General features: G+C 36.4%; 28 protein-coding genes. 2 read left to right on the top strand and 26 right to left on the bottom strand.

Annotated features, from left to right (window positions below; translation table 11 throughout):
* Window position 1: 1 nt before the first annotated feature.
* The 12 genes from ESZ47_RS01610 to ESZ47_RS01555 form a co-directional block, all read right to left on the bottom strand.
* Window positions 2-691, bottom strand: coding sequence for a head maturation protease, ClpP-related (locus ESZ47_RS01610; protein WP_148604163.1), 690 nt, complete (start codon window positions 689-691; stop codon window positions 2-4).
* A complete protein-coding gene (locus ESZ47_RS01605) occupies window positions 688-1,830 on the bottom strand; it encodes a phage portal protein (RefSeq protein WP_148604161.1) in 1,143 nt (380 codons plus the stop codon). The genes ESZ47_RS01610 and ESZ47_RS01605 overlap by 4 nt, the downstream gene beginning before the upstream one ends.
* 4 nt (window positions 1,831-1,834) lie before the next feature.
* Entirely contained in the window at window positions 1,835-2,023 is a 189-nt protein-coding gene (locus ESZ47_RS01600) for a hypothetical protein (RefSeq protein ID WP_114668851.1), read from the bottom strand.
* Entirely contained in the window at window positions 2,020-3,900 is a 1,881-nt protein-coding gene (locus ESZ47_RS01595; RefSeq protein ID WP_148604160.1) for a terminase large subunit, read from the bottom strand. Before ESZ47_RS01595 ends, ESZ47_RS01600 begins: the two co-directional genes overlap by 4 nt.
* Window positions 3,887-4,411, bottom strand: coding sequence for a phage terminase small subunit P27 family (locus tag ESZ47_RS01590; RefSeq protein WP_167497038.1), 525 nt, complete (start codon window positions 4,409-4,411; stop codon window positions 3,887-3,889). The genes ESZ47_RS01595 and ESZ47_RS01590 overlap by 14 nt, the downstream gene beginning before the upstream one ends.
* 515 nt (window positions 4,412-4,926) lie before the next feature.
* Window positions 4,927-5,457, bottom strand: a complete 531-nt coding sequence (locus tag ESZ47_RS01585) for an HNH endonuclease (RefSeq protein WP_148604156.1) — start codon at window positions 5,455-5,457, stop codon at window positions 4,927-4,929.
* 5 nt (window positions 5,458-5,462) lie between these two features.
* The gene (locus tag ESZ47_RS01580) at window positions 5,463-5,771 is read right to left on the bottom strand and encodes a hypothetical protein (RefSeq protein WP_148604155.1); all 309 of its coding nucleotides are present in this window, start codon (window positions 5,769-5,771) and stop codon (window positions 5,463-5,465) included.
* A 66-nt stretch (window positions 5,772-5,837) separates the two neighbouring features.
* Entirely contained in the window at window positions 5,838-6,038 is a 201-nt protein-coding gene (locus ESZ47_RS01575) for a hypothetical protein (protein ID WP_148604153.1), read from the bottom strand.
* Between the two features lie 62 nt (window positions 6,039-6,100).
* On the bottom strand, window positions 6,101-6,523 hold the full coding sequence (locus ESZ47_RS01570) for a hypothetical protein (RefSeq protein ID WP_148604151.1): 423 nt from the start codon (window positions 6,521-6,523) through the stop codon (window positions 6,101-6,103).
* Between the two features lie 76 nt (window positions 6,524-6,599).
* Window positions 6,600-6,953, bottom strand: coding sequence for a hypothetical protein (locus tag ESZ47_RS01565; RefSeq protein ID WP_148604149.1), 354 nt, complete (start codon window positions 6,951-6,953; stop codon window positions 6,600-6,602).
* Window positions 6,954-7,006: 53 nt separating this feature from the next.
* Window positions 7,007-7,696: a hypothetical protein gene (locus ESZ47_RS01560; protein WP_148604147.1), complete on the bottom strand. Its 690-nt coding sequence runs from the start codon at window positions 7,694-7,696 to the stop codon at window positions 7,007-7,009.
* A 50-nt stretch (window positions 7,697-7,746) separates the two neighbouring features.
* A complete protein-coding gene (locus tag ESZ47_RS01555; RefSeq protein WP_148604145.1) occupies window positions 7,747-7,932 on the bottom strand; it encodes a hypothetical protein in 186 nt (61 codons plus the stop codon).
* Window positions 7,933-7,986: 54 nt separating this feature from the next.
* Between ESZ47_RS01555 and ESZ47_RS01550 the strand changes: the two genes are divergently transcribed.
* Complete coding sequence (locus ESZ47_RS01550) at window positions 7,987-8,502, top strand: hypothetical protein (RefSeq protein ID WP_148604143.1); 516 nt, start codon at window positions 7,987-7,989, stop codon at window positions 8,500-8,502.
* 13 nt (window positions 8,503-8,515) lie between these two features.
* Here the strand turns inward: ESZ47_RS01550 and ESZ47_RS01545 are convergent, their stop codons facing one another.
* Both ESZ47_RS01545 and ESZ47_RS01540 read right to left on the bottom strand, forming a co-directional pair.
* Window positions 8,516-8,833 carry a hypothetical protein gene (locus ESZ47_RS01545; protein WP_148604141.1) on the bottom strand — a complete coding sequence of 106 codons (318 nt, stop codon included), beginning with the start codon at window positions 8,831-8,833 and terminating at the stop codon, window positions 8,516-8,518.
* A gap of 102 nt (window positions 8,834-8,935) precedes the next feature.
* Window positions 8,936-9,250 carry a SemiSWEET family transporter gene (locus ESZ47_RS01540; protein ID WP_148604139.1) on the bottom strand — a complete coding sequence of 105 codons (315 nt, stop codon included), beginning with the start codon at window positions 9,248-9,250 and terminating at the stop codon, window positions 8,936-8,938.
* A 553-nt stretch (window positions 9,251-9,803) separates the two neighbouring features.
* Here ESZ47_RS01540 and ESZ47_RS01530 point away from each other — a divergent pair.
* Window positions 9,804-10,352: a hypothetical protein gene (locus ESZ47_RS01530; protein WP_148604136.1), complete on the top strand. Its 549-nt coding sequence runs from the start codon at window positions 9,804-9,806 to the stop codon at window positions 10,350-10,352.
* Between the two features lie 104 nt (window positions 10,353-10,456).
* Here ESZ47_RS01530 and ESZ47_RS01525 read toward each other — a convergent pair whose 3' ends face one another.
* From ESZ47_RS01525 to ESZ47_RS01480, 12 genes are all read right to left on the bottom strand, one after another.
* The gene (locus tag ESZ47_RS01525) at window positions 10,457-10,975 is read right to left on the bottom strand and encodes a DUF722 domain-containing protein (RefSeq protein ID WP_148604134.1); all 519 of its coding nucleotides are present in this window, start codon (window positions 10,973-10,975) and stop codon (window positions 10,457-10,459) included.
* Window positions 10,976-11,102: 127 nt separating this feature from the next.
* Window positions 11,103-11,228, bottom strand: a complete 126-nt coding sequence (locus tag ESZ47_RS09555) for a hypothetical protein (protein WP_280114204.1) — start codon at window positions 11,226-11,228, stop codon at window positions 11,103-11,105.
* A gap of 186 nt (window positions 11,229-11,414) precedes the next feature.
* Complete coding sequence (locus ESZ47_RS01520) at window positions 11,415-11,684, bottom strand: hypothetical protein (RefSeq protein WP_148604132.1); 270 nt, start codon at window positions 11,682-11,684, stop codon at window positions 11,415-11,417.
* A gap of 3 nt (window positions 11,685-11,687) precedes the next feature.
* Window positions 11,688-12,116, bottom strand: coding sequence for a RusA family crossover junction endodeoxyribonuclease (locus tag ESZ47_RS01515; protein WP_148604131.1), 429 nt, complete (start codon window positions 12,114-12,116; stop codon window positions 11,688-11,690).
* Entirely contained in the window at window positions 12,117-12,293 is a 177-nt protein-coding gene (locus ESZ47_RS09305) for a hypothetical protein (RefSeq protein WP_161595275.1), read from the bottom strand.
* An 11-nt stretch (window positions 12,294-12,304) separates the two neighbouring features.
* Window positions 12,305-13,069, bottom strand: a complete 765-nt coding sequence (locus ESZ47_RS01510; protein WP_208797465.1) for a DNA-methyltransferase — start codon at window positions 13,067-13,069, stop codon at window positions 12,305-12,307.
* A 123-nt stretch (window positions 13,070-13,192) separates the two neighbouring features.
* Window positions 13,193-13,378 (bottom strand): hypothetical protein, encoded by a 186-nt coding sequence (locus ESZ47_RS01505; RefSeq protein ID WP_059442640.1) that lies wholly within the window; start codon window positions 13,376-13,378, stop codon window positions 13,193-13,195.
* Between the two features lie 2 nt (window positions 13,379-13,380).
* Window positions 13,381-14,085, bottom strand: a complete 705-nt coding sequence (locus ESZ47_RS01500; protein ID WP_148604129.1) for a putative HNHc nuclease — start codon at window positions 14,083-14,085, stop codon at window positions 13,381-13,383.
* Window positions 14,085-14,381 (bottom strand): hypothetical protein, encoded by a 297-nt coding sequence (locus tag ESZ47_RS01495; RefSeq protein ID WP_148604126.1) that lies wholly within the window; start codon window positions 14,379-14,381, stop codon window positions 14,085-14,087. The genes ESZ47_RS01500 and ESZ47_RS01495 overlap by 1 nt, the downstream gene beginning before the upstream one ends.
* Before the next feature lie 4 nt (window positions 14,382-14,385).
* The gene (locus ESZ47_RS01490; protein ID WP_148604124.1) at window positions 14,386-14,712 is read right to left on the bottom strand and encodes a YopX family protein; all 327 of its coding nucleotides are present in this window, start codon (window positions 14,710-14,712) and stop codon (window positions 14,386-14,388) included.
* A 156-nt stretch (window positions 14,713-14,868) separates the two neighbouring features.
* Entirely contained in the window at window positions 14,869-15,642 is a 774-nt protein-coding gene (locus ESZ47_RS01485) for an AAA family ATPase (RefSeq protein ID WP_148604122.1), read from the bottom strand.
* On the bottom strand, window positions 15,639-16,472 hold the full coding sequence (locus ESZ47_RS01480; RefSeq protein WP_148604120.1) for a phage replisome organizer N-terminal domain-containing protein: 834 nt from the start codon (window positions 16,470-16,472) through the stop codon (window positions 15,639-15,641). Before ESZ47_RS01480 ends, ESZ47_RS01485 begins: the two co-directional genes overlap by 4 nt.
* Between the last annotated feature and the right edge of the window lie 2 nt (window positions 16,473-16,474).

The raw sequence follows: 16,474 nt of genomic DNA, 5'->3' as shown, positions 1-16,474 counted from the left end.
CTTATTTACGTAAAATAGCCAACTTAGCTTGCACGAGTTTGTCGTGTTCACTTGGTTGACTATCGGTTGCGTTAGTTTTCAATTTTTGATTTTCACCAACCAAATCTTTGATACGATTGATGATTTTGCGAGGTAGTACATCGCTAACCGAATTAATGACTGGCTCTTTTTCAAAAGTCATTACTTCGTCAACTAATCCAAGTTCTAATGCATCGTCAGCATTAATCCACGTCTCTTTATCCATCAAGGCAAGGAACTCATCAACTGGACGCTCTGTTTTTACAGAATACGCCTTAGCTATGGCCTTGTCGGTGGATTTTAGTGCGTTAGATGTTTTATCCAAGTCATTGTGGTTACCACCTGCATAAGTTGACGCATTATGTATCATTAGCTGAGCAACTGGTGAAATTTGAACTGTATCACCAGCCATGGCAATAATTGAAGCAGCACTGTAAGCAGAGCTTTCAATTTGTGTAATGACTTTACCGGGATAGTTTCGTAATGCTGTGTAAATTTCATTTGCAGCATCAACTTCTCCGCCTCCTGAATTAATTCCAACTTCTAAATCAGAACCATCAGTAGGTAAGTTACCTAAAATATCAGTTGGTGAGGTAACAGTCATTCCTAACCAATCACGATATATTTCTGCATCATCATCATTAGTGATCATGCCTTTAATATCTAACTTCATTCACTTTCTCCTTCCCCCTGCGTCGATGGAACATAGACAGGTAAATTATTAGGTAACACACCATATTGCTTTAGCATAAATTCAGCCTGTGCTTGACCCAAAGTGCCAACTTTAACCATGTCATTGATTTGACTGACACGAGTAGCGTCGTCAAGATATTGCATATCAAGCGTCAGATCTGATGCATTCATTTTCAAAGCAATCTCATCAATTTCTGGGGCTACATAACTAATTAAGTTCTCGTAGTACAAGTTCTTGATTTGTGTGCTGTTACTGTGCTGGCTTTCTGTACTATTACCACCCCCTAACATATCGACAGGTACGCCAAACGCCTTACTAATCTGATTAGCAGAATACTCTGCGTTATTGTTTAATGCTTTGAACACATCAGCTTTCATCTCAAATTGACTGAACGTAGAGTTGGAATCCAAAACCATTAACCGACCATTGTTTGAGCCATTGTTAGCTTTTTCAAACGCCTCACGCGCCGCATCAGTATCGCCCTGTTCCAATAAAGCGTTACTAATCTGTAAAACAGAAGTAGGCGTGATACGGTTTTTAATCAAGTTCAAGCTTTGGTCTGTACTTGCTGTTGAAACAGTCAGCTCTTTGGTCAAACTTTCTAACGGTGACATTCCCACAAGATATTGATAAGTTGCGTCAGGCATTAGCCTAAAGTGAAGTATCTGGTCTTGCATTAATTTGCGTTCAGGGTGGTTGTTGTACTCAGCTAATGTATAAACAGCGCCTTGATTAGCATTGTCAATATCAATACTAATAATCGAAGATGGCGGTATTTGTTCTAAGTAATCCAAATCCAACGGTACATAAGCGTTACCACTCAATAACAATTGAATAATGACACCCTGCCAAAATGAAAAACGACCAATCAACTTTGAGGGTTGATTAAGTCGCTCACTTACATATGTGTTTTCAGTTTTAAACTTGGCACTAGCAATATCGCTGGCTATTCGATTAACTACACTAAATATGTCACTGTTTTTTAGTGCGTTTGCACCACTTATATATCCAACAGGAAGACCTGCTATTTGTGAAATAACTGGATCATATCCATGCGTACTAGGATAAGTTGTGTTACTGATTTTATGTTGTCGATTTCTCGAAGTCATTAAACCCATTCATTTATTCCCTCCTTTCCATATTAAGAATTATCGCCATGGCTATAAACAGAAGTCCTGAAACGATAAAACCAATAATTGCATTAAAATAAAAAGCACCGATATCAATCAGCGCTATTCCTATAATAAATAGAATTGCCGCTAGCCAGTTATCAAAAAAATTAGATATACTTTTCATAATTTTTACTATCATCCAAACATCCTCTTAAAGTAATCTTTCTTCTCATCGCGGCTCAAATCATTAAACGGATTATAATCATCCCCTTTAAAATCTTCAAAATAGAACTGTGCTCCAGTATGTGCGTTGACCAATGCATCTGATGTATCGATGTGATCACTTGTTCTATTCAAACGGTCAATCTTAACAGCTCCACCTCTGTCTTCAATCAACACAGCATTTGTAAATCCATCAATCAAAAGTGGGTCATTCAAAATAGCAGCGTTTCCGTTGATGAATTGTGCTTGCAAATCTTTAGTTGGATTAGACAATACTTGTGAAGTTGGTCGTACGGTAGACACTGGCCATTCATCATGATAGTTTTCGATACGTTTTAATAACCAATCAGATAAATTGGGGTCTAGTGCAATCATTTTAACTTTCAGGTCATTATTTGCGATAAACTGCTCTAACCAATGATAAACTTGGTCTTTATCAATTGTTCCCTCAGGACTTCTGGTTATTTCACATAAACCTTGCTTTTCGAGTTCTCGATAATTAAGACCGTCTTGTTTTTCCTTTGCTTCAATCGTTTTAGCCTGTGAAAATGGTATGAAACTAAATTGTTTGCAAAAATAATTGTCTTTTTTAACCTCGCGGTATGGAAATATGAACCCGAATGAAGTGTTGTCATTGCTTTGACTTCCGTCAAACCCGATATAAACTTCACGGCCATATATATCAAAATCATCAATAATGTTTTTCTGAATGTTTTCAAGAGACAAATAACTATTTTGGAACTTACGGCTCCAAATATTTAATGACTTATTAACAAATGTAGCTAATTCACCACTTCTGTCAGCATCATCTCTATCTTTAATCAAACTATTGATTTCGGACTTATACTTGTCCTCGCTCATTTCGTTCAAATTAGGATTAGACTTGTGCCAAATATCCTCATTGAACACCTCATTTTCACTATCTTGAGCGTAAATAATTTGGAAAGTATTATCAGCTTCACGCAAATCATCTTGTTCGATAATCTTGCGCATCAAATCTTGGTCTTTTTTAAACTTCACTTTAGCGTTTGGGTAAGCAGTTGATATCTTGACAAACATACGGTTTTTTATACCGTTTTGACCAGACGTTATCTGTCTAAGAGTTTCATTTTTGTCCGGCTTAAGATTACCAATTTCGTCATAAACAGCAATAACGTTGTGAAACGAATCAAATCCTCCACCTTCTGATGTTCCTTTACGAATGGTATTTTTGCTTACCCGACCAATAACTTGTTGTGTTTGTGCATCTACATCATTCTCTTTAGCCCATGCTGAGAACTCCGGCATTTTTAACAACTTTTTGGCCTGAATAGAAACATCGTTAAATAGCTTAGTGGCATGTTCACTATCATAACTAGCAACAAGAAAATCTTGTGATGTTGCTTCTGCTGCAACCATAAAATAGTAGAAATTAACAAGCATGGATGCAATAAACGTTTTACCCTGTCTACGAGCAACACTTATGTTAGACGTAGTAAATCTTGTACCATTTTCTTCTGTACGCCAACCTAATAAACTATCTAATATAAATGACTGCCAATTATAAGGCTTCAACGTCACTTTAAAATTATCAGGGTTAGGAAGTATTCTCGTAAAATGTTCAATCATAGTGACGTACGCCGTGTCATAATGATACGGAAAATCACTATTACGTTGTCTACCCAAGTCTTGCATATGCCTAAAACAAGCAAGCTGAGCATCTCTACCAGTAATATACTTATCAGTGAACAAAACATCAAAAGCATACTGAGTAGCAGGATCATTATATTTATCTAAATATCTTTTGTAACGTCTTTTTTCTGATTTAACAGCACCTTTAACGTCTGTTACACCAACTAGATTAAATTTCTGCACCAAAATTCACCGCCCATAATCCACTTTTTTTATCCGATTCACTAACTACATTGTCACTCGGAACCAACTGACCTGAGCGTGAATCAAATGATAACCCTAAGTCAACAGCTAAAGATTTCAAAGTCTTGATACTATCATTCATAATTGAATAAGCAGGATTCTTCTTACTGAAATCCGTTGTTTTATTGCCCTCATCATCAAAATTATAGGCAAATATACCGTTTTCTGATATTTCTTTTTCTGCAACTATATATGTTGCGTATGATGAACAAAATGCTTCAAGATTGACTGTATCAATTTGCTTTATGGTACCTAGTTTCCGTAACTCAGGAACTATTTTTTTCCACATCGTCACCCCACTCCCTTTTAAATGATAAGGAGGGGTATCTTGTAGTTCAGTAAGTTCATTTTGTTTTTCTTGAAACTCTAAATTACGTTCTCTTCTATCAGCTCTAAGGCTTTCATCCGTTCTTGTCGTTCTTTTCCTACCAGCATTACGTTTATTTGCCAAATAAACACCCCCTTTCGTCAAAAGTTTGTGGTATACTAAAAGCATATTAACAACACGTTAAACGCTGATATAACAACGTTTTAAATTAAAAAATCATCCAATAAAAATTTTTAATTTCGTCATTTGCGGAAATTCAGGACGCCACCTTGTGACGCTCCCTCCGTTTGCCCCCACCCGGGGGTATTTTTTATTTGTACCCGAATAATAATAAGATATACTCCTGATTTAATTTATAAAATACGTACAATCAACTCAAACCGTTTTGTTTTAAAAGCGAATCTAACTCTTTACTTCCCAAGTGATAAACCGGAAGGCAACTAATGGAATTTTCTCCAAACGGAATTATTTTCTGTTTCTTTTTCTTATTCAACAATTTCAATCTAATCAATTCGTTTGTTAGTTGATTAGCTTTCGTTCTGTTCTTCATATCAATTCCTTTCGTTGATGAACAATAACTTGTAATGATGACAATAACCAATGATGATAAGTAAGTAATCATCAAATGTTAAACAACATCAATCATCTTTACTTTCATCATGACGTTTGATTGAATCAAGTATCCATTGTCTTACCTCATCCTTACCCCAAGACTTACTGGCGTCTATGTTCTCTAGGAATAAGCCGTCAGTATATACGTCGTCCTCAAGCATCCCCTTGTACCAGTGGCACCTCTTGCATATCACCCATAGATTATCCTTATTCAGTTGCTTACGCTTATCTATCTTTCTGGGGATGATATGATCTACAACTAAGTAACCTTTTGTTGTACTTGTACGTCCACAACATTCACATGTAAACATAGCCTGTTGCTTAAGTCCTGCTGATAAATGCTTCCATGTCTTGTTGTGGTAGAACTCATTGGCTTCTTTGTCACGCTTATTAGCGTTGTACTCACGTTGTTGTCGCTTACGTTCATAAGATGACTTAGGCTTGAACTCTGGCTTGGGTCGATACATTGCCTTGTGTAGTTCACAGTATGGATTGTCTTGCGCATAAGGTATGGTATTGTGACAGTCAGGCTTATGGCATATCTTTACTCTAGCCATTCACTTCACATCTGTGCGTTTTTCATAGCTATACGTCCCTGCCTAGCCATATTCAACATGTCTTTTAATTTGCTTAATTCACCAGCTGTAGACATTCTTGTGCTAACTGTAATCTCACGAACATGCATACCATCTAGAGCCTTAGGACTGCTAACAAACTTAGTGACCCAACTGCCATTAACGACAACGGTTGCTCGCGAACGAATAGCTTTCACGTTCTCGCCAAAACGCTTTTGATTGTCTGCATAATTAGTCATGCTCGCAATCACATCCATTTTATCTTTGCAAAGAAATATATTTACTACATCATTCATATTTCGTTTTCTCCTTAAATTTATGTATACAAAAAGCCCAACTCAATTTAATGAGCTGAGCTTACATCACTTGAACAAACTCCGAACGCTTTTGGTTGTCTTGTGATAAACACTATTCTTTACTGACTTGCTAGGATTAGTAATTAAACCAGTTCCTTTCTTACCATAAGCAGGATTGATAGCTGACTTAACCGCTCGCTTAGCACGTCCAGTTGTTCTAGCACTGACAGACTTTTTGATTGATGGTGTTCTCATTCCAAACTTCATATGCTCATACCTCGCTTTATGACTACATTATAGTTCTTTTGAACGGTTATAACACAGAAATTTTATCTCACCATACCTTCATGATACCCTCTCATTTGATATTGGTTAGAATCCAAGTCTAAATAATTAACATCAAATCCTTTGAACTTATCAGTCGCTGTATCTGTGTTCCAATCAACTTTAAGACTAACCAATGGCTTCTTATCTGCACCATCACCAATCAGCTCCCCATCTAGCCACACCTTTGGTACATCACGGATATCATCAAACTCAATACGTACGTGTGGTTGTTTTACAGTATGTTGACTTTTTGAAATATCAACCATTGAATTGTCACACGCAATCAAAAAAGTGGGTTGTTTCTCATCATACTTAAGAATATAAATGCCGTTGTCATCTGCACTCTCAACTTGATATCCCTGTTCAAATAGTTTGTTTAATTCTTCTACATCTAATTGATTTGTTACTTGAATTGCTTTTCTCATGATACTCTTCCTCAATTTATTCTTTTCGTTATGACTTAGTATGTGATTGAACATTAAGCATTGCATAACGTTCTCCTCATTGCTTGGTCGGCTTAGTTGGCGCACCACGGTCTAGGTTTCTTCTCGTGAATGGTATCTGTTCTGATTTTGCTGTTCCAACAATCAAACCACCTTGTTCAAAACCGACATCAGACTTGCTCCACAAATCAACAGCAATCATAATGCAAGCCAATAAGACGTTCAGCACAATAGTAATCGTGAATAACATAAATAAGTAATGGCAAATTACTTTAGCTGTACTTGCATCTATATCAATTAACGGAAACTTTTTTAATAGTGAAAACCAAATAGTAGCCCCAACACTTGAACAAAACACAATACCATCAAATGTTAGTATCAACTTCCAAATAACACGTACTAACTTTTTCATCTTTTCTCCTCATTCACTGCAAAATAAAAAGCGCTTATGCGCTTACGTTTATATCAAATATGCTCATTGACAATATAATATTTGGAAATTTCTTTTTTAATTAAACGTGCTACCATCTCGTATTTTATGCCTAACATTCTAAAATCGTTAATAAAATACTCTTTATATTCCGTATCATGGTTTTTATTGTTTTCTCCTTTTTTTATTTTATTTAGATAGAATTCTGTATTAACTTCTAATCGTTCTAAACTTTTAATCATATCTTTAATTTCATTAACCATACTACTAGAAGATCCTTTGGGCAAGGTTTCAAGAGCATTATTAAAATATTCATTATATCTTAATTGATGTTTATTTTTTTCAGAGATAGCAATATATGTTTTCGCGAAATATTCAGCATCGCCAATATCATTCTTTAAATCTTCAAATACTGTAGTCATCATCACAATTGTTAAGCGAATTTCATTGATGAGTTCATGTATTTCTCTTAAATCTTGGATATATAAATCCTCATTACGTTTCAAATGTTCATTGTGCCGTTCGGCATCAATTTGGATTTTTACCACAAAATAAGCTATTAGTCCCGATGGAATTACACCTAAATAACTGCCCCAGAAACTTAACCAATCTCCGTGACCAGTAGTTCCTTGTGGCCAATGTGTATACTGAACAAATAACGGACCACCTACAAAAATAACAACTCCCAAAACTACCATCAATAACCAAAACCATTTTTTATTCATCTCCAACCTCCAATAGCAGTAATTATACTACTAGCGAGACGTGGGTTGGATTAGAAATTATCTTGGGTAACCATGAAAGTTCCATTAATAGAGCTGTTGCCTAAGTAACAGCCCGGCTTAGCTCGAATATCGCCATCTACCACAGCGTTTAATAATATAGTTCTACCGGCGGCAATGTGATTAATTATTTCAATTTCTTCAACGGTTAGTGCCGTTCCTAGTTTATTTGTTTTCATGACATTCTCCTTAAAGGTATATACTGTTTAATAAATCGAAAGAGAGATATTATAATGACTTTACAAGACAAGATAGACCCATTTTTAAAAGACATGCAGAGTTGCATAGAAAAGGGACAATATTACGCTGCGCTAACAGTCGCCCTGACTCTCCCTGATATTTGTGCATCGTTGGATAAAAATTCTTTTGGTAACCCGGCTGGTGAGCGTTATGAGAACTGGATGAATCAATATTTCATACATCAAAACAACTATGATCAATCATTAAATGCCAAAGACTTTTACAAATTAAGATGCGCCTACATACACGCTGGTACTGATAACATTTCGAAGAAAAACAATTCAATTCTTTCCCGAGTTAGATTTACATACGGAAGCAATGCAATTCATAGAGTAGGCATACAGTATTCAACCGAAAACATTTTTGTTTTGTATCTGCCTTGTTTTTGTCAAGAAATGAGGAACTCAGTAATTGATTTTATTGGCGATTCAAACAATAACGAAACTATTTTGAATAATTCGGATAAGATAACGTTACTAATCAATACAGATAAACCATTTAGTCTTTAACCATTACACGTTGCTATCTACTCATGAAATAAGTAAATAGCATATTGATCAAAAATACGATAGCCAAAAACACTTGTGTCTTAGCAATATATCCTTCTAGGCTATTACGCCATAACATGTTCCACCTTTTCTCTTTTTTGAGCAGTTGAATGTCATCTTCAAGATTGCTAATAGTTCTTTTCTGTTCCTCTATTTCGTCACGCATTTTAACTTGCCTATCCTGAAAACGAGAGATCATACGCGTGGACTGCATTATGTTTTCAACTATCAAATCAGCATCTGATTCACGTTTAATATTTTCAATATCAATGTCTTCTCTTGCTAATGCCATATCTATTCTCCTAGAATTGTTGATACATTATAGTACGTAGTTTATCTTTCAAACTCATAACAAAAGTTTAATTCAAAACAAAAAGCGCCGAAGCGCTTTATCTTAATGAATGTATATTGTAATGACAGTGACTAATCCAAAAAGGATGCCTGGTACGTTAGAAATGATGATTGGCCAATCCTTATAAGTCTTACTCCAACCATATCCAGTCCAAAGAGAAGCATTAATCATAGCAACCAAAGGCTGTAAAAAACCTACTGGATGACCCGAAAAGTTACTAATAATCTGCGGAATATAAGATATATACATAGCAATGCACATAAATGTTGCTAATTTACTAAGTAGTTTTAATCTTCTTACTCGTTCAGGTGGTACAGCATCTTCACCTTCTGGATATTTTGATGTATCAACTCTCATTGTTTAAGCCCCTTCTTGTTTCTTATTGATGGTAAACATAATAACACTCTTTAAGAAACTTTTCCAATTAGCGAAAACTTCAATGCCTATTCAACCACTTCATGTGACTCTTGTAGTCAATCTGCCTATTCTCCATCACCTCTGACCTAATCTGAATACGTGAACGTTCATGTCGTGCAACGCTCTCCGTTTTCATCATGTCAGCGTGCTTGCGATTAACATCAGTCGCCTGTTTGATATGTCTACGTCTCTTGCGTAGTTTCTTCTCTGATTCATTCATGTTTAACTCCAATAAAAAGCACCCGTTAAGGTGCGTTATGTACGATAAAGACAGGCAAATGTCATTATCCTAAGTTGTGTTTGCGAGTGACCGCAATGTGCCAAACAGGCATCGCACCTGCACGCCCTTACTCCGATGTATCTAATCTCGTTTCAGTGATGTAACGCTTTCTAACACATAATAATGATAGATATTCCAACCTATCGTATTAATAATTTTGACTTAAAGTAGTTCAAGATTGTACAATGAATATATTTGTAAAAGAGGAGTATTATGATAAACCAAAAAGGAAACAAGCGGGAAAACTTTCTAAAGAATATAAATCCTTTAAATTTGTATAGAAATCAATTAGATATTGCCAACAAACGAAGTTTACTCGGTATTAGTCTAATGACGTTAGTTACTATACTAATGCTGTGTCTAGGTACTTTTTATATTGCAACAGATGCTTCTCTAAGCGTTAAAGAAAAAACAGAAATAATTAACAGTAAAATTCACTTTTTATCAAGCCCTCACTTTACAATTGCTTCTTTATGGGCAGTGGGAATGTTTTTTTCTGCTTCAGTTCAACTATTCTTTTATGTGCGAAACCTTATTATAAATGTAAAAATAAAAAAAATTATAGAAATAATATCGGTGTATGTCATACTTATAGTTTGTTCATTAAATTTTGACTACGAACATTTTTACTTCGTTTCTCATGACTTTACTATGTTTTTTTTGATAAGCTTTCTTTACTTGTTGATTTATTTATGGTCAGTAATAATGGTGATGTTACTAGAATTACTTTTTTTCATAGTAGATATTGTCCGCAAATTATGAACAAAAAAGCACCCAAAGGTGCTTTTTTTAATTATTCAACAATACCATTATTGCACTTTTTTTAGGTCAATTTGCGACATAAAAGCGACGTCATTTTGGTATTTTTAGTTATCCACAGCCTTGAGCCTGTTTTTGATAAGTGAAGTTATTTCAGCTAAATCATCTATCGTCGCCTCTTTCTTGATAAAATTTGTAGTTTGCTCCTTACCTTTGTCGTACCAGAAGACGTTGCCAACTTCTCTTTTAAACCAATTAACATATCGTTGCCCTTGCCTAGTGCTAATTCCAGTAACTGATTCAATTGCCAACCAGTCTTGCCCTAATCGTTTGTCAAAATGAAGTTTAACAACATTACATATATCGGGATCAAACGAGTCTTCAATTCTTTTCACCAACCTTGTTGCGTAGATTAAGTCGGCACGACATTTGTTAAGCACAACATCTTGCTCTTTTTTAATAATCATATCGTCAACAGGCCTAATATGTTTGTTCTGTGCGCGACTTCCTCCAATATTTTCATCGTTATTAGTCGGTGTTTCAATTTCTCTTATTCTGTTATTAACCTTGCTGTGTAATCGACCAGAATAATAGTCGTACAAAAGTTTGTCTATTCTATCTGCCACGCTATGCTCCTTTAACTATTCATATCCAATGTATCAGTCTAAGATTACGGTTGTTAGTCATCTCCTAATCCCACGCTCTGTAAGCTAACTATTTTCATCTCATTTCCTTTCAAATGACTTCTTCAAATCAACGACTTTTTGCATCTGCTTTTACTTGATATTTTTTATTGTTAATAACGATAACGTCGCCGTTATCATAACCTGAAACTGTAATTTCATAGCCATTGGCTAAAAATATTGAATTTATTTTCATCTCATCACACTTCCTCTAGTTTTATAGTCACAGCTTTCGACACGTTGGTGTTGAAATGTTCTACTTCTGCGTTTAACGCCTCATAGTCTTTGTCAGACACATACTCGCCGTTTTGGTATTCATAATCGTAGTATGAGTTAAATATCTCCAGGAAACGTGACGGTACAGCCGTTATTTTGTATATCGTCATACAACCACCCGACTGTTTTCAATCCTCAATCCCATTTGATAGATAACGCCACGCATTGTTGATACGCTAATAGTGAAATGTTGCGCTAGAACAGTAATACTTGTGATACCTTCTTGTAACAGCAAACGAACTCGTTGCTTTCGTTGCGCCATTTTGTGGCGTTGTACTGCCGACCTGCGTTCAAATGAATCAGTGAAACGTCCGTCAGATACCGCTTGTTTATTGTTTCTGTCTTGAACAGACTTGTTGTATTCTTCAAATGTCATAGCTTACAGTTCCTCTATTTCAATTTTCAAATAAGGCTTTTCAGTGTAAATCTTCCGCCCTCGACCGTCTACAATGAAACGATCATCTTCAATAATCAGCGCGTTCAACCTGTCTTGCGTGGATTTACATAAGTTATCCCAATCACCTAGTTGTGATGATGTTGGGTATGTCTCGTGATTAAGTGCTGATAACTTTCTTTTTTTGCTCCATGATTGTGGTGGCATGAAACCAAAAATGTAATCAACTTTTATAGGTTGTGGTCCAAATTTTTTAAATTTGATACGGTTAATCTTTGCTCTGAGTCGAACTTCTAAATCAGCGATGTACGCTTTTTCTTTAGCCCCTTTAAAAACTTGTCTCGTTTTTGGATTAAAATTTGATTGATTATGAGGTGCTGGATTAACTGTTAATTCTGTCTCGAATTTAAACATTTATCTTGTTGCCCTCTGCATAATAATTAAGTCATTTCGACTTTTTATACGTCTTTCCAATTTGTTGATTACTTCCAATGCGTATGCTCCAGTCACCAAACCTCTTGGTGTTCCATCCGGTGTTAAAAATGCTTGCTTTGCTTCTTCAAATGGACTTAGTTTTTTTCTTGTTGCCATCTCACTGCCTCCTATAACATTAAAGTCGTTGCCATATTGTGTAACATCTTTTCCTTAGCCTCTTTAACAACCTCTCGCTGTATCTCGAAGCCATAAGCACTACGGTCTAATTCAATAGCAGCTCGTAATGTTGAACCACTACCGGCTACTGGATCTATCACAACGTCGCCGTAATCTGTAAAGATATTGATTAGTTCTTTCAGTACAGGCACAGGCTTCTGTGTCGGATGTATCTTCGGATATCGTCCGTCTTGAACCCAATTAAACCAATTCAATACCATACGTCCGTCATTGTTAAACTTCGGCAACTTATCTCGGTAGAACACCAAAGCGTATTCGGTAGCGCCAACAATCTTCATGTTGGCTTTCAATACTTGAGGTGACGTGTTTTTGATAAAGACCAAAGGATAGTAATGATTAAAACCATATTTTTGTGCTTGATCTATCAACTCTTGAATTTGTTGAAATGAGCAGAAAACAATCATAGCCGGTGATTTGCCTTTGTCTTTCGGTTCCTTGATTAACATTTTTGAGCAAAAGTGCATGAACTCCGCAATTTTAAAATCAACATCTGTGTTGAAAAATGTTTTATTGGCTTTATTCGACTCGCCTTTGCTGTTGTCTCCGTCAACGTACCATTCCGTACTAGAAGCATAGGCGTTATTGCCTAAGTTATATGGAATATCAGCGATTACAAGTTGCGCTTTTGGTATGCCATATTGCTTGTAGTTTTGAAAATGGTCATTGAACAGATCGTATTTGATTTCTTTACTCATACATGTTGTTCCTTTTCATTTGCTCTCACGTCCACAGAAACAGTTACATTTGATGTTTTAAATGTTGTTTAGTGTATTTTTATACCTAAACGGTGTTTAACGTCTTAAATTACTTCTGTGACATTAATAATCTTTAACGATTAGTTTTACGTTCTCGCTTTCGTCATCTACTAACTGAAATTGAGTTATCGGCCTATCAATTCCGCCAGCGTTATGTTTAACAAACATGTCAATAGATTGTCGGTCTTCATATTTTTGAAGCATTCTGATTAACCCGCTAATTGATGTTGTGTTTTTGTTGATTCCCATATTCAATCTCCTGTATTTAATCTATGAACCTCTGCAATTCGCTCATCTATCTTGATGCCTGTCAGGTGGTGTTTCTGTAAGAATGTTTCAATTCCTAACGAATGCGCCATCTGGTGATGGGTTCTACATAATTGCACGGCTCTGTGTTTCAAATGGTTAGTCTTGCGCCTGTCCACCCCTTGACCAATTGTGTCTAAATGGTGCAGGTCACTCGGTCTCTTGCCACATATCACGCAACACTTGTTCATCAGACACTGATATTCCCAATGCGCTATTTCTTGTGGCTCTAGTTCGTTCAATGGTTTCACACTCAAGCTGATGTTATGCAAAACTGAATAATCTAATAGCATGTTGATGAATTCATTTGTGTCCGACTTATTGCCCTTGACTGCGCTTAGGCTAAATTCGCCAAAATCTAAACCGTGGTAATACTCGTACATGCCGTAAAAATGCCTTCTTGTGCTTTCTACGGTCTCTAACCACGATCCACCTACTTGTGATAGCCAAATGTCATTGAGTAACGCAAACGAAAATCTACGCTGTTTTGGCGTTGGCTCATTGTCATCACTGGCTATCACTGACAAAACTTGTTGCTGATTAGTTGCGTGATACTTCTGCAATGTGCGCAAATCATCATCGCTCAATCGCAATGTGACTAACCCTTTGTTTGGATCTAGCTTATTCACTTGTCCAAATAATTCAGTCACTATTCGTCAACTACCTTGATTGTTTCTGGTTTTATCCAAGCATTCAGAGCCTCGCGAACTGTCATATCACCTAAGTCGAGCCCATCAGTAATAAACAAATCTAAGTACTCTTGTGTGGCTATGTCTTCCATCTCATCAACAAATACGCTATGTTGTATTTTTGTCATCTCAATAGTTGGCGCATATTCTTCTTTCAACGTACTGATAATTTCACGTACAGCTGTTGGTGATATTCCATATCCACTACTAAAAGCTGATAATACGTTTATGTTTTCTGTTGCTTCATCAAATGTCATTTCCTCACTCCTCCAACAGTTCTGGGTTTTCGTGTATGTTGCCAATTACTTTAATAGCCTTATAAACTCTGCTAAGTAATATGTTTCCAAAGACAAGCTCTGCATATTCGCTATATTCAACAACACCATAATGTTTGTCGCTATCTCCATAAGACGTATCAGAAATTTCTATGATGTCATTTTCATAAATATCAACACCGTTTTTGTCTTTGAGACCTGTGTATTGTTCAACCGTTATATCTTCTGCGATAAGACAATAACTTAATGTTCTGATTACATCGGGATGAATTTTTTCTCCATCCCACGCTCTAAACTTAATTTCTCTAGCCATAATCAACTCCTCAAATTTCCTCTATACCCCAATTCCAAGGCTCACTGTCAACGCACATGCGCTTTGCTAATGCGTACTCCACATCGTCAAACTTCGTGAACACTCTTGGGTCTCGCATAATTACTCTGTCGTTTTCTGTACAAATCATTTGATAACTCATTCTCTGACATCGTCCAATCCGTCAAACACAACTGTGTTCTCTGCTTTTTTTGTAATCAGTCGGCTAACAATCTTCTTGTTGTACATGCGTTCCAAATCGCCCCTATCGTTGTTTGTGGTCACGATAGTGCTGTAACGCTTGTTGCCGTCTTTATCTTTTACTTGCCTTGCTTCAGCAACTCGAAACCAGAACTGCTGTAATCTTTCAGTGGCACTGCCTTCGTTTTTCATACCACCCGCTTCAGAACCAAAGTCATCAAGTACCAAAACATCAACCTCACGCATTGATCGCTCAATGTTTTTTATCTTGATAGCTGCTTCATTGTCATTGAAGTCATACATAATCAATTCTCGTAAGTCCATAACACTGACAAACATGCTCAACTTATTCGAGTGTTGTTTCAGCGCATCAATAATTGCTAACACCATGGCTGTTTTACCAGTACCAGCTTCACCGTAGAACAGAACGTTGAAATTACTATCAAACAATCTCTTAGTGATATCTGCTGACTTCTTCCAAATATCGTGGGCTAACTTTTGGTTAGGTTGCACTTTTGGATTCCACTTCTGAAATGTGAACGTCTGCTCACCGCTAGTTCCCCAAACGCTATCTCTTTTGTAGATACGTGCTCTGTTATTAAACAATGCTTGCCTGACTCGTTCCTGGTCTTCACGTTCTACCTTTTCACGCCATGCTTGCAATTCTTCATCGCTAACCTTATTCTTGGTAAAGCGTTCATCGTTTTCTAACACGTCCTTGAGGCTATTCATCTTGTACCGTAGCCCCCGTTTTCAAGCTTTTCTTTTTTAGTTGTATTTCCATATCCTTTGCTAAAGGTTCGCTTTTTTTCTTCTGCTTCCAGTGCTTCAATAGTGAAAATACCGCTGTTATACCAACGTTTTGTAATACCCCAAACATATGAGAATGAGTTTTTACCGTTATTAACTGCAATTTCTATTGCTTTTTGTAATAGCTTAGTTGCCTCATCAACATCTGAATTATCAGTAAAGTCTTTCAACTCATCTTGAATATTTTGTGAGGTAATACCACCCACAGAACCAAAACCGTTATTTTCAAACAGAGATACTATTTTTGAGTACGGCGTTTCTGTCTCTGTGTCTAACTCTTGTTCTAACTCTGTGTTCTTACTCTTACTCTTACTCTTACTGTCGTAACAGGTTGTTACATCACTGTTACTTTGTAACGTTTTTTGTTTTTGCCTTGCTCTAAATTTTCTAACTCTTTGTGCTGCTCCAGTTTCTGACCCAGTTAAATCAGGAGTGGCAACCAAGTAAATATCCTCAGTAAAATCAGGGTGCAATAATAACTTTTTAGCTTCTAGATAAGCAAGCAACGCTCGCACGTCTTCCACACCCTCATCTAGCATCAAAGACAATTCTTCTGCTAAATCTTGACCAGCGCCTTGGAAATAAATAGTTCCGTTTGTATCGGCGCTCTTAACTAGCATTTTTAAATAAATAATGGTGTAGGTGTCTCCACCAGCCATTCTTCTAAGTAATTTAATATAAGGGTCAGTGAAGAAGTCTTGGCGAATCTTTATCCAAAAATACCGTTTTTCTTCCTGTTTGTTATCTGCCACTG

Origin of the sequence: Leuconostoc litchii, assembly GCF_008107645.1 — a bacterium.
In the GTDB taxonomy this organism is placed as follows: domain Bacteria; phylum Bacillota; class Bacilli; order Lactobacillales; family Lactobacillaceae; genus Leuconostoc; species Leuconostoc litchii.
This window is presented reverse-complemented; position numbering and strand designations above follow the sequence as displayed.

What these genes read in the sequence shown, in the direction of transcription:
- ESZ47_RS01610 (WP_148604163.1), bottom strand. Translation starts at nt 691, where the DNA reads ATGAAGTTAGATATTAAAGGCATGATCACTAATGATGATGATGCAGAA.
- ESZ47_RS01605 (WP_148604161.1), bottom strand. Translation starts at nt 1,830, where the DNA reads ATGGGTTTAATGACTTCGAGAAATCGACAACATAAAATCAGTAACACA.
- ESZ47_RS01600 (WP_114668851.1), bottom strand. Translation starts at nt 2,023, where the DNA reads ATGATAGTAAAAATTATGAAAAGTATATCTAATTTTTTTGATAACTGG.
- ESZ47_RS01585 (WP_148604156.1), bottom strand. Translation starts at nt 5,457, where the DNA reads ATGGCTAGAGTAAAGATATGCCATAAGCCTGACTGTCACAATACCATA.
- ESZ47_RS01580 (WP_148604155.1), bottom strand. Translation starts at nt 5,771, where the DNA reads ATGAATGATGTAGTAAATATATTTCTTTGCAAAGATAAAATGGATGTG.
- ESZ47_RS01575 (WP_148604153.1), bottom strand. Translation starts at nt 6,038, where the DNA reads ATGAAGTTTGGAATGAGAACACCATCAATCAAAAAGTCTGTCAGTGCT.
- ESZ47_RS01570 (WP_148604151.1), bottom strand. Translation starts at nt 6,523, where the DNA reads ATGAGAAAAGCAATTCAAGTAACAAATCAATTAGATGTAGAAGAATTA.
- ESZ47_RS01565 (WP_148604149.1), bottom strand. Translation starts at nt 6,953, where the DNA reads ATGAAAAAGTTAGTACGTGTTATTTGGAAGTTGATACTAACATTTGAT.
- ESZ47_RS01560 (WP_148604147.1), bottom strand. Translation starts at nt 7,696, where the DNA reads ATGAATAAAAAATGGTTTTGGTTATTGATGGTAGTTTTGGGAGTTGTT.
- ESZ47_RS01555 (WP_148604145.1), bottom strand. Translation starts at nt 7,932, where the DNA reads ATGAAAACAAATAAACTAGGAACGGCACTAACCGTTGAAGAAATTGAA.
- ESZ47_RS01550 (WP_148604143.1), top strand. Translation starts at nt 7,987, where the DNA reads ATGACTTTACAAGACAAGATAGACCCATTTTTAAAAGACATGCAGAGT.
- ESZ47_RS01545 (WP_148604141.1), bottom strand. Translation starts at nt 8,833, where the DNA reads ATGGCATTAGCAAGAGAAGACATTGATATTGAAAATATTAAACGTGAA.
- ESZ47_RS01540 (WP_148604139.1), bottom strand. Translation starts at nt 9,250, where the DNA reads ATGAGAGTTGATACATCAAAATATCCAGAAGGTGAAGATGCTGTACCA.
- ESZ47_RS01530 (WP_148604136.1), top strand. Translation starts at nt 9,804, where the DNA reads ATGATAAACCAAAAAGGAAACAAGCGGGAAAACTTTCTAAAGAATATA.
- ESZ47_RS09555 (WP_280114204.1), bottom strand. Translation starts at nt 11,228, where the DNA reads ATGAAAATAAATTCAATATTTTTAGCCAATGGCTATGAAATTACAGTT.
- ESZ47_RS01520 (WP_148604132.1), bottom strand. Translation starts at nt 11,684, where the DNA reads ATGACATTTGAAGAATACAACAAGTCTGTTCAAGACAGAAACAATAAA.
- ESZ47_RS01515 (WP_148604131.1), bottom strand. Translation starts at nt 12,116, where the DNA reads ATGTTTAAATTCGAGACAGAATTAACAGTTAATCCAGCACCTCATAAT.
- ESZ47_RS09305 (WP_161595275.1), bottom strand. Translation starts at nt 12,293, where the DNA reads ATGGCAACAAGAAAAAAACTAAGTCCATTTGAAGAAGCAAAGCAAGCA.
- ESZ47_RS01510 (WP_208797465.1), bottom strand. Translation starts at nt 13,069, where the DNA reads ATGAGTAAAGAAATCAAATACGATCTGTTCAATGACCATTTTCAAAAC.
- ESZ47_RS01505 (WP_059442640.1), bottom strand. Translation starts at nt 13,378, where the DNA reads ATGGGAATCAACAAAAACACAACATCAATTAGCGGGTTAATCAGAATG.
- ESZ47_RS01495 (WP_148604126.1), bottom strand. Translation starts at nt 14,381, where the DNA reads ATGACATTTGATGAAGCAACAGAAAACATAAACGTATTATCAGCTTTT.
- ESZ47_RS01490 (WP_148604124.1), bottom strand. Translation starts at nt 14,712, where the DNA reads ATGGCTAGAGAAATTAAGTTTAGAGCGTGGGATGGAGAAAAAATTCAT.
- ESZ47_RS01485 (WP_148604122.1), bottom strand. Translation starts at nt 15,642, where the DNA reads ATGAATAGCCTCAAGGACGTGTTAGAAAACGATGAACGCTTTACCAAG.